At 70.1% G+C, this 25,855-nt stretch carries 18 protein-coding genes; 6 read left to right on the top strand and 12 right to left on the bottom strand.

Annotation, left to right across the window (positions count from 1 at the left end):
• Positions 1-16: 16 nt before the first annotated feature.
• From G369_RS0110050 to mdeB, 5 genes are all read right to left on the bottom strand, one after another.
• Positions 17-913 carry an alpha/beta fold hydrolase gene (locus G369_RS0110050; RefSeq protein ID WP_019653871.1) on the bottom strand — a complete coding sequence of 299 codons (897 nt, stop codon included), beginning with the start codon at positions 911-913 and terminating at the stop codon, positions 17-19.
• Positions 910-1,857: an L-threonate dehydrogenase gene (gene ltnD / locus G369_RS0110045; RefSeq protein WP_019653870.1), complete on the bottom strand. Its 948-nt coding sequence runs from the start codon at positions 1,855-1,857 to the stop codon at positions 910-912. Before ltnD ends, G369_RS0110050 begins: the two co-directional genes overlap by 4 nt.
• A 157-nt stretch (positions 1,858-2,014) precedes the next feature.
• A complete protein-coding gene (locus G369_RS0110040; RefSeq protein ID WP_019653869.1) occupies positions 2,015-3,340 on the bottom strand; it encodes an MFS transporter in 1,326 nt (441 codons plus the stop codon).
• A 122-nt stretch (positions 3,341-3,462) separates the two neighbouring features.
• Positions 3,463-4,239, bottom strand: a complete 777-nt coding sequence (locus G369_RS0110035) for a FadR/GntR family transcriptional regulator (RefSeq protein WP_019653868.1) — start codon at positions 4,237-4,239, stop codon at positions 3,463-3,465.
• Between the two features lie 67 nt (positions 4,240-4,306).
• Positions 4,307-6,967 carry an alpha-ketoglutarate dehydrogenase gene (mdeB, locus tag G369_RS0110030; RefSeq protein ID WP_019653867.1) on the bottom strand — a complete coding sequence of 887 codons (2,661 nt, stop codon included), beginning with the start codon at positions 6,965-6,967 and terminating at the stop codon, positions 4,307-4,309.
• A 105-nt stretch (positions 6,968-7,072) separates the two neighbouring features.
• Between mdeB and G369_RS0110025 the strand changes: the two genes are divergently transcribed.
• Positions 7,073-7,537: an Lrp/AsnC family transcriptional regulator gene (locus G369_RS0110025; protein WP_019653866.1), complete on the top strand. Its 465-nt coding sequence runs from the start codon at positions 7,073-7,075 to the stop codon at positions 7,535-7,537.
• A 126-nt stretch (positions 7,538-7,663) separates the two neighbouring features.
• Here the strand turns inward: G369_RS0110025 and G369_RS0110020 are convergent, their stop codons facing one another.
• Together G369_RS0110020 and mltA are read right to left on the bottom strand one after the other, a co-directional pair.
• The gene (locus G369_RS0110020; protein ID WP_019653865.1) at positions 7,664-9,916 is read right to left on the bottom strand and encodes a PhoX family protein; all 2,253 of its coding nucleotides are present in this window, start codon (positions 9,914-9,916) and stop codon (positions 7,664-7,666) included.
• Between the two features lie 157 nt (positions 9,917-10,073).
• Complete coding sequence (mltA, locus tag G369_RS0110015; RefSeq protein WP_019653864.1) at positions 10,074-11,222, bottom strand: murein transglycosylase A; 1,149 nt, start codon at positions 11,220-11,222, stop codon at positions 10,074-10,076.
• Between mltA and G369_RS39070 the strand changes: the two genes are divergently transcribed.
• The 3 genes from G369_RS39070 to G369_RS0110000 all read left to right on the top strand — a co-directional run bounded on the left by G369_RS39070 (position 11,221) and on the right by G369_RS0110000 (position 12,899).
• The gene (locus G369_RS39070) at positions 11,221-11,385 is read left to right on the top strand and encodes a hypothetical protein (protein WP_019653863.1); all 165 of its coding nucleotides are present in this window, start codon (positions 11,221-11,223) and stop codon (positions 11,383-11,385) included. The two genes, mltA and G369_RS39070, sit on opposite strands and share 2 nt — an antisense overlap.
• 197 nt (positions 11,386-11,582) lie before the next feature.
• Positions 11,583-12,242: a YiaD family glycine zipper/OmpA-like lipoprotein gene (locus G369_RS0110005; protein ID WP_019653862.1), complete on the top strand. Its 660-nt coding sequence runs from the start codon at positions 11,583-11,585 to the stop codon at positions 12,240-12,242.
• Between the two features lie 90 nt (positions 12,243-12,332).
• Positions 12,333-12,899 (top strand): OmpA family protein, encoded by a 567-nt coding sequence (locus tag G369_RS0110000; RefSeq protein WP_019653861.1) that lies wholly within the window; start codon positions 12,333-12,335, stop codon positions 12,897-12,899.
• Between the two features lie 206 nt (positions 12,900-13,105).
• Here the strand turns inward: G369_RS0110000 and G369_RS0109995 are convergent, their stop codons facing one another.
• The 4 genes from G369_RS0109995 to G369_RS0109980 all read right to left on the bottom strand — a co-directional run bounded on the left by G369_RS0109995 (position 13,106) and on the right by G369_RS0109980 (position 21,254).
• Positions 13,106-13,732 (bottom strand): response regulator transcription factor, encoded by a 627-nt coding sequence (locus G369_RS0109995; RefSeq protein ID WP_019653860.1) that lies wholly within the window; start codon positions 13,730-13,732, stop codon positions 13,106-13,108.
• Positions 13,733-13,862: 130 nt separating this feature from the next.
• Positions 13,863-15,905 (bottom strand): ATP-binding protein, encoded by a 2,043-nt coding sequence (locus tag G369_RS0109990; RefSeq protein ID WP_019653859.1) that lies wholly within the window; start codon positions 15,903-15,905, stop codon positions 13,863-13,865.
• Between the two features lie 232 nt (positions 15,906-16,137).
• Entirely contained in the window at positions 16,138-16,953 is an 816-nt protein-coding gene (locus G369_RS0109985; RefSeq protein WP_019653858.1) for a carbon-nitrogen hydrolase family protein, read from the bottom strand.
• Positions 16,950-21,254 (bottom strand): YhdP family protein, encoded by a 4,305-nt coding sequence (locus G369_RS0109980; RefSeq protein WP_019653857.1) that lies wholly within the window; start codon positions 21,252-21,254, stop codon positions 16,950-16,952. Before G369_RS0109980 ends, G369_RS0109985 begins: the two co-directional genes overlap by 4 nt.
• A 25-nt stretch (positions 21,255-21,279) precedes the next feature.
• Between G369_RS0109980 and glnE the strand changes: the two genes are divergently transcribed.
• Together glnE and G369_RS0109970 are read left to right on the top strand one after the other, a co-directional pair.
• Positions 21,280-24,093 carry a bifunctional [glutamate--ammonia ligase]-adenylyl-L-tyrosine phosphorylase/[glutamate--ammonia-ligase] adenylyltransferase gene (glnE, locus tag G369_RS0109975; RefSeq protein WP_019653856.1) on the top strand — a complete coding sequence of 938 codons (2,814 nt, stop codon included), beginning with the start codon at positions 21,280-21,282 and terminating at the stop codon, positions 24,091-24,093.
• Complete coding sequence (locus G369_RS0109970; protein WP_019653855.1) at positions 24,086-25,294, top strand: septal ring lytic transglycosylase RlpA family protein; 1,209 nt, start codon at positions 24,086-24,088, stop codon at positions 25,292-25,294. The genes glnE and G369_RS0109970 overlap by 8 nt, the downstream gene beginning before the upstream one ends.
• A gap of 25 nt (positions 25,295-25,319) precedes the next feature.
• On the opposite strand, the gene G369_RS0109965 is transcribed toward G369_RS0109970, so the two are convergent.
• The gene (locus G369_RS0109965) at positions 25,320-25,781 is read right to left on the bottom strand and encodes a carboxymuconolactone decarboxylase family protein (protein ID WP_019653854.1); all 462 of its coding nucleotides are present in this window, start codon (positions 25,779-25,781) and stop codon (positions 25,320-25,322) included.
• Between the last annotated feature and the right edge of the window lie 74 nt (positions 25,782-25,855).

The raw sequence follows: 25,855 nt of genomic DNA, 5'->3' as shown, positions 1-25,855 counted from the left end.
GTCTTTCGTGTTCGTTCTAGAGCGCGGGCAGGAAGCGCAGCAGCGCGTCGGCCACAGCCTGCGGCGCCTCACGCTGCGGGAAGTGGCCCACGCCGTCGAGCAGCTCGCGGCGGTAGCGACCGCTGAAGAAGCGTTCCTTGCCGGCCGAGGTGTCGGGATGATTGCAGGAATCGGCCGCGCCGTGCAGCACCAGCGTGGGCACCGGCAGCACGGGCGCGGGGTTGAGCGCGGCGTCGTCGGCCGCGTAGTGCGGGTCGCCCGGCGCATGGCCCCAGCGATGGCGGTACGAATGCACCACCACGCGCGCCCAGTCGTCGCCCTCGAAGGCGGTGGCGGTGGCCTCGAACTCGGCAGGCTCGTACCAGCCGGCCGGCGCCCAGGTGTCCCACATCATCCGCGTGAAGGCGATGCGGTCGTCATGCACCGTGCGTTCGCCGCGCGGCGTGGCCATGTACCAGTGGTACCAGTAGTTGCGCGCCTGCGCGAGCGGCATCGGCTGGTCGGGCGCGTTGGTGCCGTAGCCGACCGACATCAGCACGAGCGCGCTGGCGGCGCCGGGCCGCAGCCCGCAGGCATTGGCCACGGCACGCGCGCCCCAGTCGTGGCCGACCAGCGCGGGCTGCTGCAGGCCGAGCGCGTCGATGAAGTCGAGCAGGTCGCGGCCCAGCGCCGAGAGCTGTCCGCTGCGCGGCGTGTCGGCATGCAGGAAGGTCGTCGGCGCGAAGCCCCGCAGGGCGGGCAGCAGCACGCGCCAGCCGGCTTCGACGAGCCGCTCGGCCACGCCGTGCCAGCAGCGCGGGCTGTCGGGCCAGCCGTGCACCAGCACCGCGGTGGCCTTGCCCGCGGGATTCCATTCCTCGTAGCCGATGCGCAGCAGCGGCGTGTCGACGAACTTGAGCGCCGGCTCGCTCACGACGCATTCCCCTTCGGCGCCGGCACCTCGATGCCGGGGAAGATCTTGATGACGGCGCTGTCGTCCTCGCGCGCATAGCCGGCGGTCGAGGCCTGCATGAACATCTGGTGCGCGGTGGACGACAGCGGCAGCGGAAACTTGCTCGCGCGCGCCACGTCGAGCACCAGGCCCAGGTCCTTCACGAAGATGTCCACGGCCGACAGCGGCGTGTAGTCGCCGGCGAGCACGTGCGCCATGCGGTTCTCGAACATCCAGCTGTTGCCAGCGCTGTGGGTGATGACCTCGTACAGCGCCGCCGGGTCCACGCCCTCGCGCAGGCCCAGCGCCATGGCCTCGGCCGCCACCGCGATGTGCACGCCGGCCAGCAGCTGGTTGATGATCTTCACCTTGCTGCCGGCTCCGGCCTTGTCGCCCAGGCGGTAGACCTTGGCGGCCATGGCGTCGAGCACCGCACCGGCGCGCTCGTAGGCGGCGGGCGTGCCGGCGGTCATCATCGTCATCTGGCCGCTCGCGGCCTTGGCGGCGCCGCCGGAGATGGGCGCGTCGAGGTAGAGGATGCCGAGCTTTTCGAGACGCGCCTCGAGCGCCACCGACCAGTTCGGATCGACGGTGGAGCACATCACGAACAGGCTGCCGGGCTTCATCGACGCCGCGCAGCCGGGCGAGGTGCCGTCGCCGAACAGCACCGACTCGGTCTGCGCGGCGTTCACCACCACGCTGACCACGATGTCGCACTGCGCGCCGAGCTCGGCCAGCGTGGCGCAGGCCGTGCCGCCATCGCGCGCGAAGGCTTCGGCAGCCTCGCGGCGCACGTCGAACACATGCGGCGCATGGCCCGCGCGGCGCAGCGACTGCGCCATGCCGGCGCCCATGGCGCCCAGGCCCACGAGGCCGACGACGGGGGTTGCGGCGGAGGTGGTGGCGGGAGTCTTTTCTTGATTCATTGCGTTGCTTCCTTCAGTTGCAAGGCCGGCCGCCCGGTGCGACGCGCCCCATTGGGGAACCACCGCGGAACCGGCCTTGCCGGGCCGCGGGTGTCGCCCCCGGCGAGGGGGTGGGCGCAGCGACACGCAGTGCGCGAAGCCTGAGGGTGTACTTCATCTAGCGGTTGACGAGTTGCTTGGGCGTGAACCACACGGCGATGGCGCCGAGCACCAGCGCGCCGGCCAGCACGTACATGCCGATCTGCGTGCTGCCCGTGAGGTCCTTCAGGTAGCCGATGAGGTAGGGGCTCACGAAGCCCGCGAGGTTGCCCACCGAGTTGATGGCGGCGATGCCCGCGGCGGCCGCCGTGCCCGTCAGGAAGGCGGTGGGCAGCGACCAGAAGAGCGGCGCGCAGGTCAGCACGCCGGCGGCGGCGAGCGAGAGGAACGCCAGCGACACAGCGGTATTCTGCGTATACGAGGCGGCGACGGTGAAGCCCACGGCGCCCATCATGGCCGGCACGATCAGGTGCCAGCGGCGCTCCTGGCGCCGGTCGGCGCTGCGGCCGAAGAGGTTCATCGCGACGATGGCGCAGAGGAAGGGAATGGCGCTGAGCAGGCCGATGTTCAGGTTGCCCTGCACGCCGGTGGCCTTGACCAGCGTCGGCAGCCAGAAGGTCAGCGCGTACTGGCCCATCACGAACGCGAAGTAGATGAAGGCCATCCACCAGATGCGCGCATCGCGGAACACGCCGGCCACCGAGTGCGGGCCCTTGGCGCCGTGGACGGCGTCGCTCGCCACCTCGCGCTGCAGCAGCGCCTTTTCCTCGGCGTTCAGCCAGCGCGCCTGGGCGATGCCGTTGTCCAGGTAGAAGAGCACCATCAGGCCGATCAGCACGGCGGGGATGGCCTCGATGAGGAACATCCACTGCCAGCCGCTCATGGCCGACACGCCGTGGAAGCTGTCCATGATCCAGCCCGACAGCGGGTTGCCGAAGATGCCCGCCACGGGAATCGCCGACATGAACACCGCGATGATCCGCGCGCGCCGGTGCGCCGGGTACCAGTGCGTGAGATAGAGGATCACGCCCGGATAGAAGCCCGCCTCGGCCAGCCCGAGCAGGAAGCGCAGGATGTAGAAGCTGGTGGGCGTCTTCACGAACATGAAGCAGGCCGAGAGCAGGCCCCAGGTGATCATGATCCGCGCGATCCAGATGCGCGCGCCCACGCGGTTGAGCAGCAGGTTGCTCGGCACCTCGAACAGGAAGTAGCCCAGGAAGAAGATGCCGGCGCCCAGGCCGAACACGGTTTCGCTGAAGCCCAGGTCCTGGCCCATCTGCAGCTTGGCGAAGCCGACGTTCACGCGGTCGAGGTACGCGATCACGTAGCAGAGCATCAGGAAGGGCACGAGGCGCCAGAACACCTTGGAATAGGCGCGCTTTTCGAGCGCGGCGTCGGCGGCGGCGGGCGACATGGCGCCGGCCTGGAGGGTCGAGGAAGTCATGAAAAGCTGTGTCTCTGATGATTTGTCAGGTCATCATACAAATCTAGGTTTTGCTGGCCGACCCGGGTAAACCCTCGGAAAACTCACCTTCCGGCGACTTTGTGGTGTCTTTGTGTGTCGGCTCAGCCGCCGGCGGGCCAGCCTTCGACCAGCGGACGGGCGAGCTGCTCGCCCTCCTGCTGCCAGAACACCGGATCGGCCTGCTCGATGCGGCGGATCGCGTTGTCCATGTGGCTCTTGGCGGCTTCGCGCGCGCGCAGCGGGTCGCCGGCCTCGATCGCCTCCACGATGCGCGCATGCTCCTGCGCCACCTCGCGCGCGAAATCGGCGCGGCGCGCCTCGTTGGCGCGCGTGACGCGGGTGGCGCCGTGCAGGAACTGCCGCAGGTACTGCAGCGTGCCGATCAGGAAGGGGTTGCGGGCCGCCTCGGCAATGGCGCGGTGGAAGAGCACGTCCTCGTCCGCCCCGTTGCCGCCCGCCTCGACCGCCGCGTGCAATGCGGCGATGGCGTCGCGGATGCGCTGCATCTCCTCCTCGGTGCGCCGCTCTGCGGCCAGCGCGGCCACCTCGGCTTCGAGCGCGCGACGCAGCTCGACCATCTGGATCACCGCCTCGCGCGAGGCCACGTGCGGCATCTCGAAGCGCAGCGGCTCGACGCCGGCAGCGCGCACGTAGACGCCGCTGCCCTGCCGCGAATCGAGCAGCCCCAGCGACTTCAGCCGCGACACCGCCTCGCGCACCACCGTGCGGCTCACGCCGAACTGCTCGGCCAGCGCAGTCTCGGTCGGCAGCCGGTCGCCTTCGGAGAGCCGCCCGCTGCGCACCTCGGCCGCAAGCGCATCGGCCACCCGGTCGGCCAGGCGGACGGCGGGGGCGATGGACTGGAAGCGGGCGGTCATGGGTGCGAAGGGGGTGGGGCCTGCGACTCTAACGCAGGGCCCGCCCCGTCGCGGAGACCGCAGGAATTCAGCCCAGCGCGTGGCGTGCGGCCTTCGCGATGCTCTGCGCATCGACCCCGAAGAAGCCGCGCAGCGCAGCGCGCGTGTCGCTGCGGCCAAAACCGTCGGTGCCCAGCGTGATGTAGCGGCGGCCCTCGGGCAGGAAGGCGCGGACGCTCTCGGGCACTGCGCGCACGTAGTCGGTGGCGGCGATGATCGGTGTCTTGCTGCCGCCCTTGCCGAGCTGCTGCGCGACGAAGGGCACGCCGGCTTCTTCGCCCGCCAGTTCGCGCTGCTCGCAGGCCAGACCATCGCGCGCGAGCTCGCTCCAGCTCGTGACGCTGAACACCTCGGCCTCGATGCCTTCGTCGGCCAGCAGCTGCGCGGCCTTCACGACCTCGGTGAGGATCGCGCCCGAGCCCATCAGCGTGACCTTCTTCTTCGCCTTGCCCGATGCCGGCGCGTAAGTGCCGAAGCGATAGCAGCCGCGCAGGATGTCGCCTTCCGCGCCGGCCGGCACGTCGGGCTGCGCGTAGTTCTCGTTCATGAGCGTGACGTAATAGAACACGTCCTGCTGCTCGACCATCATCTCGCGGATGCCCGCGTCGACGATCACCGCCATCTCGCCCGCGAAGGCCGGGTCGTAGGCCTTGCAGTTGGGGATGGTCGCGGCCACGAGGTGGCTGCTTCCGTCCTGGTGCTGCAGCCCCTCGCCGCCGAGGGTTGTGCGGCCCGACGTGGCGCCCAGCAGGAAGCCGCGCGCACGCTGGTCGGCCGCGGCCCAGATCGCGTCGCCCACGCGCTGGAAGCCGAACATCGAGTAGTAGATGTAGAAGGGCAGCATCGCCAGCCCGTGCACGCTGTAGCTGGTGGCCGCGGCCGTCCAGCTGGCGATGGCGCCGGCCTCACTGATGCCCTCTTCCAGGATCTGCCCATCGGTGGCCTCGCGGTAGCTCAGCACCGAGCCGATGTCCTCCGGCGCATAGCGCTGGCCCACGCTCGAATAGATGCCGACCTGCTTGAACAGGTTGGCCATGCCGAAGGTGCGCGCCTCGTCGGCCACGATGGGCACGATGCGCGGGCCGAGGGCCTTGTCCTTCATGAGGTTGCCCAACATGCGCACGAAGGCCATGGTGGTGCTCATCTCCTTGCCGCCGGCAACAGTGGCGAACTGCGCGTAGCTCGCGATGTCGGGCTTGGCGACCACCTCGCAGGCAGTCTCGCGGCGCGGCATGGCGCCGCCGAGCGACTCGCGGTGCTGGCGCAGGTAGCGCATCTCGGCGCTGTCCTCGGCGGGGCGGTAGAAGTCCATCGCGGTGGCCTGCGCGTCGGTCAGCGGCAGGTTGAAGCGGTCGCGGAACTCGATGAGGTCCACGTCGCCCATCTTCTTGTGCGAGTGCGTGGTCATCTTGCCCTGCGCGGCGCTGCCCATGCCGTAGCCCTTCTTGGTATGGGCGAGGATCACGGTGGGCTGGCCGCGGTGCGCCGCGGCGGCGGCGTAGGCGGCATGAATCTTCACGAGATCGTGGCCGCCGCGCTTCAGGCGGTCGATCTGCTCGTCGGTCATGCCTTCGGCCAGCCGCGCGAGCTCGGGGTTCTGGCCGAAGAAGTTATCGCGGTTGAAGCGGCCGTCCTTGGCGGCGAAGGTCTGCATCTGGCCGTCGACGGTGTTGGCGAACACGCGCGCCAGCGCGCCGCTGACGTCCTGGGCGAAGAGCCCGTCCCAGTCGCTGCCCCAGATCAGCTTGACGACGTTCCATCCCGCGCCGGCGAAGAGCTTCTCGAGCTCGTCGATGATGCGGCCATTGCCGCGCACCGGGCCGTCGAGGCGCTGCAGGTTGCAGTTGACCACCCACACGAGGTTGTCGAGCTTCTCGCGCGCGGCGAGCGTCAAGGCGCTCATCGACTCGGGCTCGTCCATCTCGCCGTCGCCGAACACGCCCCACACCTTTCGGCCCTCGCAGTTCAGCAGGTTGCGGTGCGTGAGGTAGCGCATGAAGCGCGCGTGGTAGATCGAGCTGATGGGGCCGATGCCCATCGAGCCGGTCGGGAACTGCCAGAAGTCCGGCATCAGGTACGGATGCGGATAGCTGCACAGGCCGCGCGCGCCGCTGCCGTCGACGAAGGCGGGCGCGGTGAGTTCCTGGCGGTAGTGCTTCAGGTCTTCCTCGCTCAGGCGGCCTTCGAGGTATGCGCGGGCATAGACGCCGGGGGCGCTGTGCGGCTGGAAGAACACGAGGTCGCCGCGATGGTGCTCGCTGCGCGCATGGAAGAAATGGTTGAAGCCGGTCTCGAACAGGTCGGCCGCGCTCGCATAGCTGGCGATGTGGCCGCCAAGTTCGCCGTACGCCTGGTTGGCCTTTGCCACCATCGCGAGCGCGTTCCAGCGCATCAGCGAGGCGAGCTTTTCCTCGATGGCGAGGTCGCCCGGGAACGGCGGCTGGTCTTCCACCGCGATGGTGTTGACGTACGGCGTGGCGAGTTCGGGCTGCCATCCGATGCGCTGCTGCCGTGCGAGGCGGGCCAGCTCGGCCAGCATCTGCCTGGCGCGCTGCGGCCCCTGCGTCTGCGCCAGCGCCACGAAGGCGTCGCGCCACTCGGCGGTCTCGGCGGGGTCGGGATCGTGCGAGAGCTGCGCTTCATCCAGCAGCAGGGCGCGCATCTGGTCGGGCGAAATCGGGGCGTTCATGGCAGCACTTTAGGCCGCAGTCCGGAAAATTAGCTACCGGCAGCGCCAAGCCCATGCAGGCCTCGCAGCATAAAATTCTGCGATATTCAATCTGCACGGCATTTCATGCAACTCGACGCCATCGACCTGCGCATTCTGGACGAGCTTCAGCGCGACGGCGCGCTGTCGAACGTGGAGCTGGCGCGGCGCGTGCACCTGTCGCCATCGCCCTGCCTCTCGCGCGTGAAGGTGCTCGAGGCCAGCGGCGTGATCGACCGCTATGTCGCGCTCGCAAGCGCCAAGGCCCTGGGCCTCGGGCTCAACGTGTTCATCTCGATCAGCCTCACGACGCAGAGCAAGCAGTCACTCGCGGACTTCGAGCAGCGCATCGCCGAGCACGACGAAGTGATGGAGTGCTACCTCATGACGGGCGACAGCGACTACCTGATCCGCATCGCGGTGGCGGACATGGCGGCGCTGGAGAAATTCATCCTGGAACAGCTCACGCCGATTCCGGGGATCGAGAAGATCCGCTCCAGCTTTGCGCTGAAGCAGGTGAGATACAAGACGGCGCTGCCGTTGCCGAAATAGGCACACCCCCAGGCTTCGCGCACTTCGTGTCGCTGCGCCACCCCCCTTGCCGGGGGCGACACCTGCGGCCCGGCGAAGCCGGTTCCGCGGTGCCCCCGCCGGACAGGGGAATCCGATCCAGGTCGATCAGAGGCCGATCAGGCCGCCGTCGTTCTTGGTGATCACGATGGTTGCCGAGCGCGGGCGGGCATTGCCGCCTTCCGGCCAGTGGCTGAGGAACTTCGTCGGATCCGAGATGTTCGTGCTGGCCGTGGTCTCGCCCGGGTGCTGGATGTTCACGAACAGCGCGCGGCCGTCGCCGGATTCGGCGATGCCGGTGATCTCGCAGTCGATGGGGCCGACCAGGAAGCGGCGCAGTCCGTCGGTGCCCGGAGCCTTGCCGACGAAGGTGGCCTGCGTGGCGGTGGTGGAGCCGTCGACGTTGGTGATGGTCTTCGCGCCGCCGTCGCCGACCTTGCCCGGCAGGGCCGCCAGCAGCATGCAGTTGGTCACGTCGGTGTAGGCGCCATCATCGGTCTCCAGCCACAGCAGGCCGGGCGCCGCCTGGCTGAACCACATGCCGTCGGGGCTGGAGAAGTCGTTGTCGGCACCGAGCTGCGAGAGGTTGACATCGGCCGACGCGGTGGAACGCGCGCCGAAGAGGTACACGTCCCACTTGAAGGTGGCGGAGGTCGGGTCGCCGTTGGTATCGGCAAAGCGCACGATGTGGCCGTTCGGGTTGCCCTTCTGGTCCTTCCCGGCGGTGGTCTTGTCGTTGTAGAAGCGCGGGTTGGCGGCGTCGGTCTTGCCGATCGGACGCGAGCTCGAATTGGTGTTGGTCAGCGTGACGTAGACCTCGCCGGTCTTCGGATTGACGGCCGTCCATTCGGGGCGGTCCATCCTGGTGGCGCCGGCCGCATCGGCTGCGTGGCGGGCGTTGATCAGCACGTCGGCCGCGTCGGCGAATGCGTATGCGGAGTAGCCGGCGGTGATGTTGTTGACGCCCAGCTTCAGCTCGAGCCAGTCGCCCGTGCCGTCGGCCTTGAACTTCGCGACGTAGAGCTTGCCGTCGTCCATGTACTTGTCGCCGGCGGCCGTGCCGCCGCCGATGTCGGCAGCGTCCCAGTTCTTGGTCGACACGAACTTGTAGATGTACTCGTTGCGCGAGTCGTCGCCCATGTACCAGACCAGCGGCTTGCCGACCACGACCGGGCCCAGGCAGGCGCCTTCGTGGCCGAAGCGGCCGAGCGCGGTGCGCTTCTTGGGCGTGCTGGAGGGGTTGAACGGGTCGATCTCGACCACCCAGCCATAGGTGTTCGCGCCGTTGCGGTAGTCGTCGACAGCGGTGCCGCTCGTGGCGACGACCTCGGTGTTCCAGCGCCCGTACAGGTTGTCGGCGGTGTCGGGCGTGACGGTGGCCCAGAGTTCGCGGCCGGTGCCGGCCACGCCATAGCGGCTGAAGGAAGCCAGTTCCTTGGCCGTGCGGTTGGCATCGTCGTTGACGGCGATGCGGCGGAAGTAGCCGGCCCAGTTCTCCTCGCAGGTGAGGTACGTGCCCCACGGCGTGGTGCCGTTGGCGCAGTTGTTGACCGTGCCGCGGGTCTTGCTGCCGTCGGTCGAGTACTTGGTCTTCAGGTAGCCGGTCTTGGCGGCGGGGCCCGAGAAGGCCATCTCGGTGAGCGTGTGGACGCGGCGGTTGAAGCTCGAGTCCTGCTTGTAGCTCCAGGTGCTGCCGCTCTTGTTGACCTCGATCACGCTCACGCCGTGCAGGTAGAACTCGCGCAGCACTTCGTCGGCGACAGTGCGCGCGCCGCTGACGATGGTCTGGCCGGTGGGGTGCAGGAACAGCGGCGTGATGGCCTCGTGGTTCATCACGAGCAGGCCGCGCGATGCGCCGGTGGCATCCCACTTGTTCGACGCGTTCATGCCGAAATAGGTCATGCCGTCGTGGTGGTCGCCTGCGCGGCGGTCGTACGTGGTGGCGTCGTCATTGCCGTTGTTCTGGTACGCGGCGACACCCGAGGCGATCGGATCGCCCAGGCGGTACAGCACGCTGGCGGTGTAGCCGGCCGGCACGGTGACCACGTCGGCGAGGCTCTTGGCAACGGCATTGAAGCCGAGCTTCATCGGGGCGGGGCTGGGTGCCGGCGTGGGGGCAGGCGCCGGAGCGGGAGCCGGTGCAGGTGCCGGAGGCAGCACCGGGAAGGCGGTGCCGCCGCCGCCACCACCGCCGCAGGCCTGCAGCAGCGCGGTGCCGGCCGTGCCGACGCCCAGGCCGAACAGGCGGCGGCGGCTCAGTCGGGCGGCGATCAGGTCGTTGAACGAGGGATTCGACGTGGTGTTGGTGCCGATGTCTTCGATTTCGACCGGGCGATCGTCGGAGCGGGTGTTTGCGGTCATGCGCAATGTCTTTCTTCGTGGGTTGGGGAAAAACCAGCCCGCGAAGTTAGGCACTTCGTATGACGACTCCGTGAATTGATCAGCTTCCGGTCAGGTTATGCCGGGTCTTTTTCGGAAACCCTTCACCGAAGCCTCGTCCGGATCGGCGCTCCCCGGCTCAAGGAGCGGGCAGCTGCCGCGGCCACAGGGCCCACAGCCTCAGCGGCTGGTTCATGCTCGCCGCGAGGCGGCCCGCATCGGCACCAGTGCCGGCAAAGTAGTCGGCGCGCACGGCGCCGAGGATGGCGCTGCCGGTGTCCTGCGCCACCACCAGCTTCTGCAGCTGCGCCGCCGGTCCGCTGGATGCCAGCCACACCGGCGTGCCGTAGGGAATGCTCTCGCGGTCGACCGCGATGGAGCGGCCGGCCGTGAGCGGCACGCCCTGCGCGCCCCGCGGGCCGAAGGCGGCATCGACCTCGCTCATGGTCTCTTCGCGGAAGAACACGTAGCGCGGGTTGCTCCACATCATCTGCGTCACGCGCTGCGGGTTCTGCGCGGCCCAGGCCTTGGTGTCATCCGGCCACTTGCCGACCTTGGCCACGCCCTGGCTGACGAGCCACTGCTGCACGCTGCGGTAAGGCTGCTCGTTGGTGGCCGAGAAGGCGACGCGAACGGTGTGCTGCCATCCGTTGGCCTCGGTGATGCGCAGCCGCCCCGAGCCCTGGATGTGCAGCATCAGCGCGTCGATGGGGTCGGCCATCCATGCGATCTCACGCCCGCGCAATGCGGCCTGCGCCTCGGGCAGGGTCTCGATCTCCTGGCGCGTGTACCAGGGGCGGCGCGGCACGAGGCCGTCGGGCGCCTGGTAGATCGGCACGTTGAAGGTGGCGGTGGGCACGCGCGAGGCCTCGTACACCGGCTCGTAGTAGCTGGTGAGCTTGCCTTCGCTCTGGCCGTTGAGCGCTTCCACGCGATAGGGCTGCAGCCGCTCTGTCATCCACTGGCGCTGCTCTTCGGGGGTGGCGATGGTCAGCTGGCGCACGTCGCGGCACAGCGGCGCGAAGGCGGCGTTGGGGCGGGTGCAGTTCGCCAGCAGTGCGATCCAAGCCTCGTGCAGCGGGTCTTCGCCGAAGCCGGGGAGCTCGCTCCAGCCGACGGGCACCCAGCGGCTCTTGGGATGCGCGAGCGAACCGGTGAGCGGACCGAGGTCGCGCGGCTGGCTGACGGGGGGGCGGATGGGGGCCTCGGGCGTGCGCGGGCCGGTGGAGCAGGCGGCGAGCGTTGCTACGATCGCAATCCCGACCAGCCACTGGAGTCCATTTCTCATGGGTTTGATTCTGCTTGAAGCCCTCGCCGCGGGACTGGTGTTCATTCTGATCATCTGGTGGACCATGTTTTCCGGCCGCAACAAGGGTGAATTGCACGATGACGACGACGAGCCGGGGGCCGGCCGCGGCACCGACCAGGCAAAGCGCCCGCCCGAAGCGTGAATTGCTCCTGAAGTCCCGGGCCGCTCAGCACTGTCGGACAACCACCCCATTGCTATTACTTTGGTAGCAATCATCGCAGCATTCATGCGCGATGACGAAACTTTTCTTATTTTCCGTAGGGCTTTGAGCCCGTACCATCACGCACTCCCCGAAGGCTAAGCTGTCGCTCGCTTCAATCAACCTCGAAAGGGAACGCCATGAAAAAGTTCGTACTCGCCACCACCGCCGCCGCGCTCGTCCTCTCGGGCTGTGCCGGCGGCATGACCGACACGCAGCGCAACACCGGCATCGGCGCCGGCATCGGCGCGCTGGGCGGAGCCGCCATCGGCTCGGCCACCGGCGGAAACCGCGGGGCCATCGGCACGGGTGCGGTTGTCGGCGCGGCAGCCGGCGCGCTCGGCGGCTACCTGTGGTCGCAGCGCATGGAGAACCAGAAGCGCCAGATGGAAGCCGCCACCCAGGGCACCGGCGTGGCCGTGACCCAGACGCCCAACAACGAGCTGAAGCTGCAGATCCCGAGCGACGTGTCGTTCGACGTGGGCCGCTCCAACATCAAGCCCAACTTCGCGCCGGTGCTCGACCAGTTCGCCAGCGGCCTGCGCGGCAACCCGAACGCCGAGGTGCGCATCATCGGCCACACCGACAGCACCGGTTCGGACGCCATCAACAACCCCCTGTCGGTCGACCGCGCAGCCAGCACCCGCGACTACCTCGTGGCGCGCGGCGTGAACGCAGCGATCTTCCGCATCGAAGGCCGCGGTTCGCACGAGCCGATCGCCGACAACAATAGCGACGCGGGCAGGGCACAGAACCGCCGCGTCGAAATCTACGTGGGCGAGCGCGGGCCGCGAGGCTGAGCGAGCGCCGGCGCACGAGAGGGAAACCGGCCGCGCTGAAAGGCCGGTTCCCGCCATAACCGTTCCATTGGTCCATTAAGAGGGAATCTCATGAGGAAGTTCGTTGTTTCGAGTGCGGCAGCCGCCGCGTTGCTGTTCATCGCGGGCTGCGCATCGCAGTCGGCTCCCCCGCCGGCACCCGCGCCTGCAGCCGCGCCCGCAGCCGCACCGGCCAACAGCTGGACGGCCCGCCTGGCCACGCTGAAGAGCGACCTCGAGACCTCGACCAAGGGAACGGGCGTGGTGATCGAGCAGACCGCCGACAACCAGCTCCACCTGGTGATCCCCAACGAGATGTCGTTCGACACCGGCCGCGCCAACGTCAAGCGCAACCTCGCGCAGGTGCTCGACAAGGTCGCCGAAGGCCTGAAGAGCGCCACCGCCGCCAGCGTGCGCGTGGTGGGCCACACCGACAACACCGGCAGCGAGGAAGGCAACGAGCGCCTCTCGGTGAGCCGCGCCGACAGCGTGCGCAACCACCTCGTGAGCCGCGGCGTCTCGACCACCGCCATCACCACCGACGGCCGCGGCTCGCGCGAACCGCTGGTGGACAACAACACGGCCGCAGGCCGCGCACAGAACCGCCGCGTCGAGATCTTCGTGGCGGAGAAGGCCTAACCCCCAGGCTTCGCGCACTTCGTGTCGCTTCGCCACCCCCCTTTCAGGGGGCACCGCCTGCGGCCCGGCGAAGCCGGTTCCGCGGTGGTCCTGAGCTGACCCCAGGCTTCGCGCACTGCATGTCGCGCGCGCCTTCCCCCTCTCAGGGGGCAACACCTGCGGCCCGGCAAAGCCGGTTCCGCGGTGTTCCGCGAAGAATCAGGGGGCTAGAGTTCGCGCAGACGGTTGGCCAACTCGACGGCCGACTTCACTTCCATCTTGTCGAACACGCGCGCGCGGTGGACCTCCACCGTGCGCACGCTGATCGCGAGCTGGTCGGCGATGAGCTTGTTCGGCAGGCCCTCGACCACCAGCCGCATCACGTCGCGCTCACGATCGGTCAGCTCGCCGATGCGCTCGGCCAGGCCCCGGCGTGCGCGCTGCACTTCCAGTGCCTGCTGCGACGCGCTCAGCGCATGCTCGATGCGGTCGACCAGCGCGTTGTCGGAGAAGGGCTTCTCGCAGAAGTCGAAGGCGCCGCGCTTGACCGCGTCGACGGCCGTCGGCACGTCGGCATGGCCGGTCAGGAAGATCACCGGCATCGCGGGCAGCAGCCCGCGCTCTACGATGCGGTCGAACAGCACCAGCCCGCTGGTGCCGGGCATGCGCACATCCAGCAGCAGGCACAGCGGCTGCTGCGGCAGCGGGCCCTGGTCGAGAAACTGCTCGAACGCCTCCGCGCTCGCGAAGTGCTCGCTGGCCAGGCGCCGCGAGCGCAGCAGCCAGGCCAGCGCCTCGCGCACGCTGGCGTCGTCGTCCACGATGAAGATCAAGCCGTCGATCAGCGGTTGCATATCAATTCAATCCAAAAACAGGCGCGGGCCCTTCGAGGGCACCGCGGAACCGGCTTCGCCGGGCCGCTGGCGCCGCCCCCTTCGAGGGGGTTGGCGCAGCGACACGAAGTGCGCGAAGCCTGGGGGTGGATCATGTACTTGGCAGCGTGAACCTGAACACGGTTCCGCGCGGCTTGTTGGGTTCGAACAGGAGCGCCCCGCCGTGCTGCTCGACCACGGTGCGGCACAGGCTCAGGCCGAGCCCCATGCCGTCGGCGCGCGTGGTGAAGAAGGGCGTGAAGAGCCGCTCGGCGACCTCCTCGGTGATGCCGCTGCCGAGGTCGGCCACGGAGAACTCGATCCAGCGCCGGCCGTCTTCCTGGCCCGCGGCGCCCATCGCGGCGGCGCGCGCCACTCGCAGCCGCAGCACGCGGCTGCCGATGTTGTCGGGGCTGTCCATGGCCTGCATCGCGTTGCGCGCGAGATTCAGCAGCACCTGCTCGACCAGAGTGCGGTCGCACATGACCGCGGGCAGGCGGTCTTCCAGCACCACCTCGATGATCACGCCCAGCTTGCGCGCCTGCAGCCGCACCAGCGGCAGCACCGCGTCGATGAGCGCCTGCGGCGCGACGGCCTCGCGCGTGCGGTCGCGGCGGCGCACGAAGTCGTGCACGCTGCGGATCACCTGCCCGGCGCGGTCGGCCTGCTCGGCGATGCGCTTCACCGCCATCGCCACCTCGCCCTGGTCGCCCTTGGCGTCGGGGCCCAGCAGGTTGAGCGAGCCGCTCGCATAGCTGGCGATGGCGGCCAGCGGCTGGGTGAGTTCGTGGCTCAGCAGCGAGGCCATCTCGCCCACGGTGGCCAGCCGCGCGCTGGCCTGCAGGCGCTCCTGGCTGGCGCGCGAGAGTTCCTCGATGCGGCGCTGCTCGCTCACGTCGATGAACGCGCTCATCCAGCCGGTCTGCACCTTGTGCGCGTTGATCAGCGGCGCCTCGAAGATCAGCACCGGAAAGCGCGTGCCGTCCTTGCGCATGAAGACCGACTCGAAGCCCTCGCGCGGCGGCATGCCGCCCGCGAGTCGCCGCGCCTGCCGCTGCTGGTACTCGTGCGCCAGCTCGGTGGGCCAGTAGGGTGCCTCGGCGTTGTCCGCCATGAGCTCCTCGGGGCTGAAGCCCACCATCTCGCAGAAGGCCGGGTTGACGTAGGTGATGCGGCCGCGCAGGTCGCGCGCGCGCAGGCCGGTGATGACGGAGTCCTCCATCGCCTTGCGGAAGGCCAGCGCGTCGGCCAGGTCGCGCTCGGCGCGCAGGCGGCGGCGCGTGTCGCGCGCGAGCAGCACCAGCACCGACACCAGTGCGATGGAGATCGCCGTGACCAGCGCCGTGAGCATGTTCGGGAACAGGTCGGGCGCCGCGCGCCAGCCGTCCACGCGCAGCATCAGCGAGGTGCCCGGCAGGTCGATGAGCTGCTGCGAGGTGAACACCCGCGTGCCGGTGCGCCGCGAGCTGCCCAGCGCCACCAGCCGCGTGCCGTCGGCCTCGGTGAAGGCCACCTCCTGGCCGCGCGTGAGCGTGGGGCCGACCAGCTCGATCAGCGCGTCGCGCAGCGAATAGCTCGCCACCAAGTAGCCGCCCGCGTCGATCGGCACGCACAGCTCCATCACCTCGATGCCGCCGCCGCCCGCGATGGGCACGTAGTGGCTCGGCGAATAGGCCGACGCGCCCAGCTTGCGCGCCGCGGCGCAGGCCAGCGACACGTCGGACTGGTCGGGGCCGCGCGTGTCCTCGTCGAGCACGCGCATGCGGTAGGGCGTATTGACGGCCTGCAGCGGGCGCAGCGCCGAATCGCGCCATTCGAGCCGCAGCCACTCGCGGTGCTCGCGCAGCAGCGCGGCAGCCACCTCCGGCCACCTGGCGGGATCGGCGCCGGGCGCCTGCGTGGCGCGCAGGCTCTGCGCATTGCGCTGGAAGCCGCTGCGCAGGTCGGCGACCGCGTCGGCGGTGTCGCGGTCGAGCGCGGCCTGCACCTGCTCCACTTCGTGCCGGCCCGCGAGCCACACCACCGTGACCAGCAGCACCGACACCAGCACCGCCAGCAACAGCCACAGGAACCAGCGCTGCCACAGCGAGCGCAGCCGCGCATAGGCCAGCAGCGCCCATCGCTGCGGTGCAACGGTCAGCAGCGCATCAGACATGCCGGCACCACCGCCGCACGCAAGGTACGCGGCTTGTTCCAGGAACACCGCGGAACCGGCTTCGCCGGGCCGTCGGTGTTGCCCCCTCGAAGGGGGTTGGCGCAGCGACACGAAGTGCGCGAAGCCTGGGGGTGAATCCGAGAGTTCCGCGGAACCGGCTTTGGCGGGCCGCCGGTGTTGCCCCCTCGAAGGGGGTCGGCGGCCTCACGAAGCGGGCAGGCCCGGGAGTCATCTAGAGAACGCTGTGCGAGAGCACGGGCAGCTGCGTGCGCGTGCTCTGCACCTTGGCCGCGTCGATGTCGAACAGCACCACGCCTTCGTCGCTGGCCTGCTGCGCCACCACCGTGCCCCAGGGATCGACGACCAGCGACTGGCCCCAGGTCTGGCGGCCGTTCTCGTGCGTGCCGCCCTGCGCGGGCGCGACCACCCAGGCCAGGTTCTCGATGGCGCGGGCGCGCAGCAGCACCTCCCAGTGCGCGGCGCCGGTGGTGCGCGTGAAGGCGCTGGGCACCAGCAGCAGGTCGGCGCCCTGCTTCGCGAGCGCGCGGTACAGCTCGGGAAAGCGCAGGTCGTAGCAGACGCTCATGCCCACGCGCCAGCGGTGACCGTCGCGCGAGGGCAGCTCGAACACCACCGGCTTCGCGCCGGGCGCGATGACGCGGCGCTCGTCGTAGCGCTCGGTGCCGTTGTCGAAGAAGAAGAGATGGATCTTGTCGTAGCGCGCCACGCAGCGCCCGTCGGGCGAGAAGGCCAGCGAGCTGTTGAACACGTGCTCTGCGTCGGTGCTCTCGACGGGCAGCGTGCCGCCGACGATCCACAGCCCGAACTCGCGCGCCGCGTCGGCCAGGAAGCCCTGCACCATGCCCGCGCCCGCCGTCTCGCGCAAGGCCAGCTTGTCGGTGTCGCGCGCGCCCATCATGCAGAAATATTCGGGCAGCACCGCGAGCTCGGCGCCGCCGGCGGCGGCCTGCGCGAGCAGGTCGTGGGCGCGCGCGAGGTTGGCTTCGCGGGCGATGGCCGACACCATCTGGATGGCTGCGACTCTCATTGCTTGGTCTCCGTTTTCTTGCCGTCGTCCGCGGTCCGCGAGGTCGGCGGCAGACCGGGCGCGCCGGGAATGGTCTGCGGCAGAAGCTGCAGGGTGCGGGGCACCTTCGCTATTTTGGGGTCGGCCCAGGTGCCCTCGATGTGGAACTCCTGCGTGGCCGCCGCCGCGAGCGGCTTGCTCAGCACCCACTGTGCAAGAAAGGTGCCCAGGCCGACTGCCGGGTTGATGGCGGTGGCGACCAGCGCGGCGGTGCCGGCGTTGATCTCGGGCACCACCACCACGCGCAGGTTCTGCGTCTCGCGCACGATGTCGGCCGAGCCGTCCATCAGCGCGGCGGCGTTGACGCCCTTCATCTGCAGGTTGTTGGTGCTGGCGATGCCCTTGCTGATCTTCGCGTCGCCGCGGATGAAGTCGAAGGCGAAGCCCTCGCTGAACACGTCGCGGAAGTCCAGCGTGAGGCGGCGCGGCAGCGCCTGCAGGCTCAGCACGCCCAGCAGCTTGGCCAGCCCCGGGTCGGCCTTGAGGAACTGGCCCTGCTCCACGTCGAGCTGCAGCTGCCCGCCCAGGCTCGGGTAGTCGAGCGAGAACGGCGAGCCGCGCCAGTTGACGTCGCCCTCCATCCTTCCGCGCCCGCGCCGCAGCACGCCGGGCATGCCGAAGCGCGTGAGCAGCTCGCCGGCGTCGGCGATGTCGAGCCTGAAGGTCATGGCGGTGCGGCGCTGGCCCGCCGGAGCTCCAGCCCCCGCCGCCCAGGTCCCCTTCGCCACGAAGCTGGCCTCGGGCATGGTGAAGGTCAGCTTGTTGAGCAGCCATTCGCGGCCGGCGCCGCCGCGGTTGACCGCGTCGATCTCGGCGCGGCCCAGGCGCTTGCCCAGCAATTCGAAGTCGTCGACGACGATGTCCAGCGCCGGCAGGTTGCCGGGCTGCTCGTCGAGCAGGGTCTCGACCTGCGTGGCCTCGGAGGGCGCGATCTTCAGCCGCGCGAGGCGCGCATAGAGGCGCCCGGCCTGCGCGTGGCGGTATTCGGCATAGCCGCTGAGCTCGCTGGCGTCGATGTTGGCGCGCCAGAGGTTTCCATCGCGCGTGCCGCCGAGCACCACGTTGTGCAGCGTGCGTCCCGCGACGCCGAGCTGCTGCGCGCGCACCGCGATGCGCGTGGGCAGGTAGGCCATCGCCGGATCGTCGGGGCGCTCGGGGGCATCGGCGCCGGCGCCGGCGTTGGTGCCGGTGGCCGCGTTGGCGCCTGTGCCTGTGCTCGTCGCCTCGCCCAGCAGCGCTTCCCAGGCCGCCGTGTCGAGCTTGGCGACGTTGATGTTCGCGAACACGCCCTTGTCGGGCAGGCTCGCCGTCTCGCCCGGCGCGAGGCCCACGCCGATGCTGCCGCGCAGCACGCGCGCCTCGCTGCCCACGAGCTCGCGCACGTACTGGACGGCGCCGACGCGGCCGAGGTCGAGCGAGATCTGGTCCTGCGTGGCCGCGGCGGCCCCCTGTTTCGAGGTGTCGCGCGCGAGCACCTTCTTCTCGATGCGCAGGGGCATCTGCTCCTCGGCCGTCTTCACGAGCGGCGGCGGCAGCTGCAGCGCCAGGCCCTGCAGGCTGCTGGCGAACGAGAACTCGGGCGCACCGTCGCGCACCGAGAAGGTGGCTGTGTAGGGCGTGCTGCCGGTCGCCTTCTTCGCGAGTCGCGCGAGCCAGTCGACCTCGCGCGCGCCGCGCAGTCCATCGGCGGTGGCCGTGCCCTGCGCCTTCAGCGCGACCTCACGGTTGGGGCCGCTGAAGCGCCCGCGCCCTTCGACGCGGATGTCGCCGCCCAGCAGCTTCGCCTGCACGCCGGCCAGCGAGAAGCCGGTCTCGGTGAAGTTGACCGTGCCCCTGGCCTGCGTGAACGACGGCGCCGCCGGCACCACCTGCAGCTCGTTGTCGGCCAGTGCCACGCTGGCCTGCACCTTGGCGTTGTCCATGGCCTCCAGCGGCAGTTCGAGGTGCAGCTTGTAGTCGGCCGAACCGGTGGCGCGCGCGGCCTGCATGATCTCGCCGATGCCGCCCGGCTCGGTGCCGGCCAGCGGCGCCCCCGCACGCAGCACCTCGCCCAGCGACCCCTTGGCCTGCACGTCGACGCGCAGCACCTGCGCATGGTGCGAAAGCTCCGGGATCTGCGCCTCGCCCCTGGTCACCTCGACGCCGGTGGTGCCTGCGAGGCGGCCGCGCGCGTTGCGCACCAGCATGCTGTCGCGCTCGAACACCAGCTCGCCCGACAGGCCGGTGAGCGCCGGCCAGACGCGCGCCGGGGTGCCGTTGCGCGAAGGCGTTGCGTTGGTGATCGAGGGCGGCGCGTAGGCGTAGTTGACGTCAGACACCTTGGCGGCGATGCGGAAGTCGCCCTGCTTCGGGTCCTTGAAGGGCATGTCGTGCAGGTCGCCGCGCACGCGGAAGTCGACGCTGCTCGCGATGCCCTTGGTGACGGCCTCGCGCACGTAGTCGCGCGTGTGCTGGGGGATGCCCGTCGGCAGGTAGCGGAACACGCGCGTGCCGTCGGCGCGGGTGAGCTTGCCCTGCAGGTCGAGCACGCCCGGAAAGCGCGACTTGCCGCCCGAGACGGCCGGATCGCTGGTGCGCCAGCTGGCCTGGGCCTCGCCTTCCGCGTCGGTGTTGGCGAAGCTGAGCTTCGACACCTGCAGCTGCGCGCTGCCATTGCCGCTGTCGAGCTTCCATTGCAGCTGCGTGGAGAGCCGGTCGACGGGAATGACGGGCTCCTCGAACACGCCGGGGAATTCAAGCGTGCCTTGCGCGATGGCGAGCGTGGCGGTGCCGCCGGTGTGGGTGGCGTCGAAGTCGATGGTGGCGCCGCTCAGGCCGGGGGTGCCGGCGTCGTGGGTCTGGTGCGGGGCTGCGGCGGTGGCAGCGGCTGCAGCGGTGGCGGCCGTGGTGGAGACGGTCGTGGTCGCCGCGGTGGGTATCGCGACCGGAGCCGCCGGGGTCTGCTGCGAAGGCCCCGCCGCGGCGTCGGTCGGCGCCGGCTGCGAGGCGATGCGCAGCCCGCTGACCCGGCCCTTGGCCTGGTAGCGGGTGGGTGCGCCCAGCGAGCCCTGCCAGTTCAGGTCGACGTGCTCGACCAGGCCGCGCGGCCCGTAGCTGTCGAGCAGGCGGTGGGTGGCGTCGCCCAGCGGCAGCCGGTCGGCGATGAGGGCGAGCGCGGCCAGGTCGAGCCGGTCGGCGCGCAGCGCGCCGTGCTCGGGCGTGCGGCCCCTGGCGGGCGTGTGCTGAAGCCACAGGTTGCCGCCGGGCCAGCGCATGCCGTCGGCGGTATCGAACTGCAAGGCGGTGGTGGAGAACTCCAGCGTCTCCTCGGTGAGCTGGCCGGAAAGGCGGCCGGTGACCGCGCGCAGCACCAGCGGCTGCAGGCCCTTGTCGAGCGAGACGTCGACCTTGTCGAGCCCCAGGTCGACCGCGCCTCCGACGACCTGGCCGTCGTCCACGTCGGCCCACAGACGCAGCGCACCGTTGCCCTCGCGGATGCGCGCATCGAGCGAGATGTACTGGCCGAGCCGGGTGACGTCGATGTAGGGCAGGTCGGCGTACAGCTGGCCGTCCCAGGTCTGCCAGTGGCCGGTGCGGATCGACAGCAGCGGCTGGCGGAACTGGCCGCGCAGCGTGAAGCGCTCGCCCCAGCCGGCCGGCGGCGTGGCGTCCAGGCGCAGGCCGTGGCGCCGGGCGCTGTTGCGCGCGACGAAGCGCACGTCGGTCAGCAGCAGGGGCTCTGCCTGGCGCTGCTCGTCGGTCCAGCGCACGGTGCCGCCTTCGATGACCAGCTCGCGCTGCGCGAAAAACCAGTCGGCACCGCGGGTTTCTCCGGTCGTGTCGGTGTCCATGTGCAAACCAGCCACATGGAGTTTTCCCTGACGGTCGCGGCGCACGTCGAGCTGCGGGCGCTCGATGTAGAGCTGTTCGAAATTGAGCCGCCACAGCGAGCGCGGCGACACGCTGGCCACCACGCGTGCGAGGCGAAGGGCCTCCCGCTTGTCCACGTCCTGCAGCACCACGTCGCGCAATTCGAAGGCCGGGAAAAGCCCTTCGGAGCGGGCGGTGATCGATCCGATGCGCACCGGCACGCCGATGGCCTTGCTAGCCTGCGCCTCGAGCGCGTCACGGAAATCGCCGATTCGCGGCACAATCCACGCGTGTAGGACAACGACTGACAGCGCCAGCAGAAGCCATGCAGCGATCAAGAGACCGAGCAGCCAGCGCGCCGTCACAGCGGTGATTTTGAGCAGACGTGAAGGGGAAGACGCCGTGTCGTTCATTGAGGATCGCGCTGTGTCCGGAATTATGACCGCCAGCTTTCAGACGGGTTCCGCGGAAACCAGCATCGGTGTGAACCAGTTGCCAGACACCATTTCTCCCAGTTCTCCGGCGCCGCAGGGCGCCTTCTCTTCGTATTCGAGGTTCGTGCAGCGCCTGCGCCGCAGGTATGCCGCCGAGCTTGCATTGCTTCCCCCGGGCGCGCCGCGGCGCGAATCGATGGCGGTGGCCTACGAGGCACTGCGCCAGCGCGGGGACGGCGTCGGCGACGCTCTGCGCATTGTGCGGCAGCTGGTGATGGAGAGGCTTGTAACTCTTGATTGCGACGAGCAGGCACCGCTGGCCGTGGTGACCACCGCCGTCACCGAGCTGGCCGAACTGGCGCTGGACATCGCTTGCCGCGAGGCCTGCCGCGAACTCGACGCCACGCACGGCGCCCCGATGGGGCCCGAGGGGCAGCGCGCGCAGCTCTGGATCGTGGGCATGGGCAAGCTCGGCGCGCGCGAGCTCAACGTGTCGAGCGACATCGACCTGATCTACCTCTACGACGTCGACGGCGAGACCCAGGGCGACGCCGACGGGCGCGGCCGCCTGTCCAACCAGGAATACTTCGCGCGCGCCGTGAAGCGCATCTACGCGCTGGTGGGCGACACCACCGAGCACGGCTTCGTGTTCCGCGTCGACCTGGCGCTGCGGCCCAACGGCAACTCGGGCCCGAGCGTGGTCTCGCTCGATGCGCTGGAAGAGTATTTCCAGGTGCAGGGCCGCGAGTGGGAGCGCTTCGCCTGGATGAAGAGCCGCGTGGTCGCGCCGCGCGACGTCGTGCTCGCGGGCCAGGCCCAGGGCCTGCGCGGCGCGGTGCTGCCCTTCGTGTTCCGACGCTACCTCGACTACAGCGTGTTCGATTCGCTGCGCGTGCTGCACCGGCAGATCCGCGAGCAGTCGGCACGCCGCAGCGCCGGGCGCCCCGAGCGTGCCAACGACGTGAAGCTCTCGCGCGGCGGCATCCGCGAGATCGAGTTCACCGTGCAGCTGCTGCAGGTGGTGCGCGGCGGGCAGTTCCCCGAGCTGCGCACGCGGCCCACGCTCGACGCGCTGCAGCGCCTGGCTCGCGCCAACCTCATGCCGCAGGAGACGGCCGACGCGCTGGCCGCGGCCTACGAGTTCCTGCGCCGCGTCGAGCACCGCATCCAGTACCTCGACGACCAGCAGACCCACGTGCTGCCGGTATCCGACGACGACCTGCGCTGGATCGCCCAGAGCATGGGCTACGCGAGCTGCTGCCCCTTCCTCGAGCAGCTCGACACGCACCGCGAGTTCGTCGCGCAGGAGTTCGACAAGCTGCTCGGCGGCGAGAAGCCCTGCAACGGCAAGTGCAGCGGCAAGAAGACCGCCGCCCCCGCCGACCTGGCCGACCTGCTCGGCGACCTGCCCCCCATGTTCGCCGAGCGCATCCGCGACTGGTGCGAGCAGCCCCGCGTGCTGGCGCTGCGCGAGGAAACCCGCGCGCGCCTGCGCCAGCTGGTGCAGCGCACCGGCCAGTGGCTCAAGGAGCCCGACGGCGACGGCGCGGGCCAGACCCCGCGCCACGTCGACGCCGCCATGCGCTGGGCCGACTGGATCGAGCCGCTGATGCGCCGCGAGAGCTACCTGGCGCTCCTGGTCGAGCGCCCCGCCGTGCAGGAACGCCTGCTGCGCCTGCTGGGCGCGGCCAAGTGGCCCGCACGCTACCTGATGCAGCACCCCGGCGTGATCGACGAGCTCGCGAGCGACGAGATGCTCTCGGGCCGCTTCGTCGCCGCCGAGTTCGAGCGCGAGCTCGACGCGCGCCACGCATCGCTCACCCGCACCGGCGAGGCCGACGAGGAGCGGCTGCTGAACCTGCTGCGCCACGCGCACCACGCCGAGGTGTTCCGCACGCTGGCGCGCGACGTGGACGGCCGGCTCACCGTCGAGCAGGTGGCCGACGACCTCAGCGCGCTGGCCGACGCCACGCTGCGCGTGACCGCCCGCTGGTGCTGGCCGCACGTGCGCAACCGGCACCGCGAGGTGCCGCAGTTCGCGATCATCGGCTACGGCAAGCTCGGCGGTAAGGAGCTGGGCTACGGCAGCGACCTCGACATCGTGTTCGTCTACGACGACGACGACGAGCGCGCCGGCGAGGTCTATGCGGCCTACGTGCGCAAGCTCATCAACTGGCTCACGGTGAAGACCCGCGAGGGCGACCTGTTCGAGATCGACACCGCCCTGCGGCCCAACGGCAACTCCGGCCTGCTGACCACCAGCTTCGAGGCCTACGAGAAGTACCAGCTCGGCCGCGGCAGCAACACCGCGTGGACCTGGGAGCACCAGGCCATGACGCGCGCCCGCTTCGTGCTCGGCAGCGAGGACCACGGCGCCGAGCTGGGCGCGCGATTCGACCAGGTGCGCGAGGCGGTGCTCGTGGCGCCGCGCGACCGCGAGGCGCTGAAGGCCGAGATCATCGCGATGCGCAACAAGCTGCGCAGCGCGCGGCCGGTGAAGCCCGACCGCTTCGACGTGAAGCACAGCCCCGGCGGCATGGTCGATGCCGAGTTCGCGGTGCAGTTCCTGGTGCTGTCGTCTTCGGCCGACCATCCCGAGCTGATTCCGAACGTGGGCAACATCGCCCTCCTGCTGCGTGCCGAACTGGCCGGCCTGCTGCCCGACGGCGTGGGCCGCAGCGCGGCGCGCGCCTACCGCGAGCTGCGCCGCGTGCAGCACCGCGCGCGCCTCAACGAGGAACCTACGCAGGTCACGCCGCCCGCGCTGGCGGCCGAGCGCGATGCCATGCTGGCGCTGTGGAAGGCCGTATTTGGCTGAGGGAGCCCGTTCCCCGGCCACGACCGCACTGGCGGCGTGCGCGGTAGCCGTCGCCGTTCTTCTTGCGGGCTGCGCCAGCGGTCCGCGCAGCGGGGGCGGCGTGGCCAGCGGCCGCGATGGCCCCGGGACCAACATTCCGCCCGACCTCGCCAACGTGCCCGACGCCGAACCCCGCGTCGAGCCGATCCGCAGCCTGGGCGGCACCAGCAAGCCCTACACGGTGCTGGGCCGCGGCTATGTGCCGATCACCGACGACCGGCCGTTCCGCGAATCGGGGCTGGCCTCGTGGTACGGGCGCAAGTTCCATGCGGCGTCCACGTCCAGCGGCGAGCCCTACGACATGTACGCCATGACGGCCGCGCACAAGACGCTGCCGCTGCCGAGTTACGTGCGCGTGCGCAACCCGGCCAACGGGCGCGAGGTGATCGTGCGCGTGAACGATCGCGGCCCGTTCGTGGACGGCCGCGTCATCGACCTGAGCTACACGGCCGCGCTCAAGCTCGACCTGCTTCGCGGCGTGGCGCCGGTGGAGATCGAGCGGATCACGAACGAGGACATCCGCACCGGCGCATGGCGGCGCGATTCGGGAACGGCGTATGCCGCCGCCGAAACGCCCCCGCCGGTGCGGACGGCGCCGGTGCGCGTGGCGAGCGCGGCGCTGCCACAGCAGCAGCAACAGCAAGTGCGCGTGCCGGCCGAATGGGTAGCGCCGGTGGCGATGGCCGGCGGCGACGCGCCGCAGCCCGCATCGACGATGCCCGTCGTTCCGCAGACGCCGATGGCTGCGGCCCTGCCGCCGGGGACGGGGGCGGAGCCGGAATCGGCGCAATCGCCGCCATCCATTCCGCCGGGCCGGCAGGCCATCGTGGTCAACGAGCTGCCGCCGCTGCAGGCGGCAGCGGCTCCGCCCTCTGCGCGGCCCTCTACGCCGCCCGCCGACGTCGCTCAGCGGCCCGCCGCGGCACTTCCCGGCTTCTGGGTGCAGCTGGGCGCATTCCGCGAGCGGGACGGTGCCGAGAGCCTGCTGAACCAGGCCGCGCGCGGCGTGCCGTCGCTGGCGTCGCAGCTGCGCGTGTTCAGCGAAGCCGGCACGCATCGGCTGCAGGCCGGGCCATTTGCCTCGCGCAACGCGGCCGGCGAGGTGGTCGGCCAGCTGCGCGAGAACCTGCACATCTCGCCGATGGTGGTCGAGCGCAGGTAGGCGCGTGCGCGCCTCCGCCTTGTGGTCAGAGCAGCGGCTTGACCGCTACCGGAATGCCGCTGGCGACGTTCAGGCGGTTCCAGGTGTTGATCTGCGCGATCGCCACCGACAGCTCGGCAATCTCCAGGTCGCTGAAGTTGGCCTTGAGCGCCGCGAATTCGGCGTCGCGCGCGTCGTAGCGGTCGGCCAGCCGCGTGAGCGATTCGGCCCAGGCCAGCGCCGCGCGCTCGCGCTCGTTGAAGAAGCCCACCTCGCGCCAGGTGGCGAGGCTGTTGATGCGCTGCCATTCCTCGCCCTGCTTGCGCAGGTCGCGCACGTGCATGTCGAGGCAGTAGGCGCAGTCGTTGATCTGCGAGACGCGGGCGTAGACGTAGTCGACCAGCACCTTGCCGAGCGTGCTCGACTCGATGGTGGCGTTGACGCCGAGGATGGCCTCGAAGGACTTCGGGACCAGCTTGAACCAGTTCAGGCGTGCGGTGGTGTTCATGGTTCGGTTTCTCCAGTGGGTTGCGATGGAATCGATCTGCTTACCCACTGAAGACGGGCGGGCCGGGCGCCCTG

Origin of the sequence: Variovorax atrisoli 110B (genome assembly GCF_000382045.1) — a bacterium.
Taxonomy (GTDB): Bacteria; Pseudomonadota; Gammaproteobacteria; order Burkholderiales; family Burkholderiaceae_C; genus Variovorax; species Variovorax atrisoli.
The sequence above is the reverse complement of the archived record's forward strand: the minus strand, read 5'-3'. Positions and strand labels throughout refer to the sequence as shown.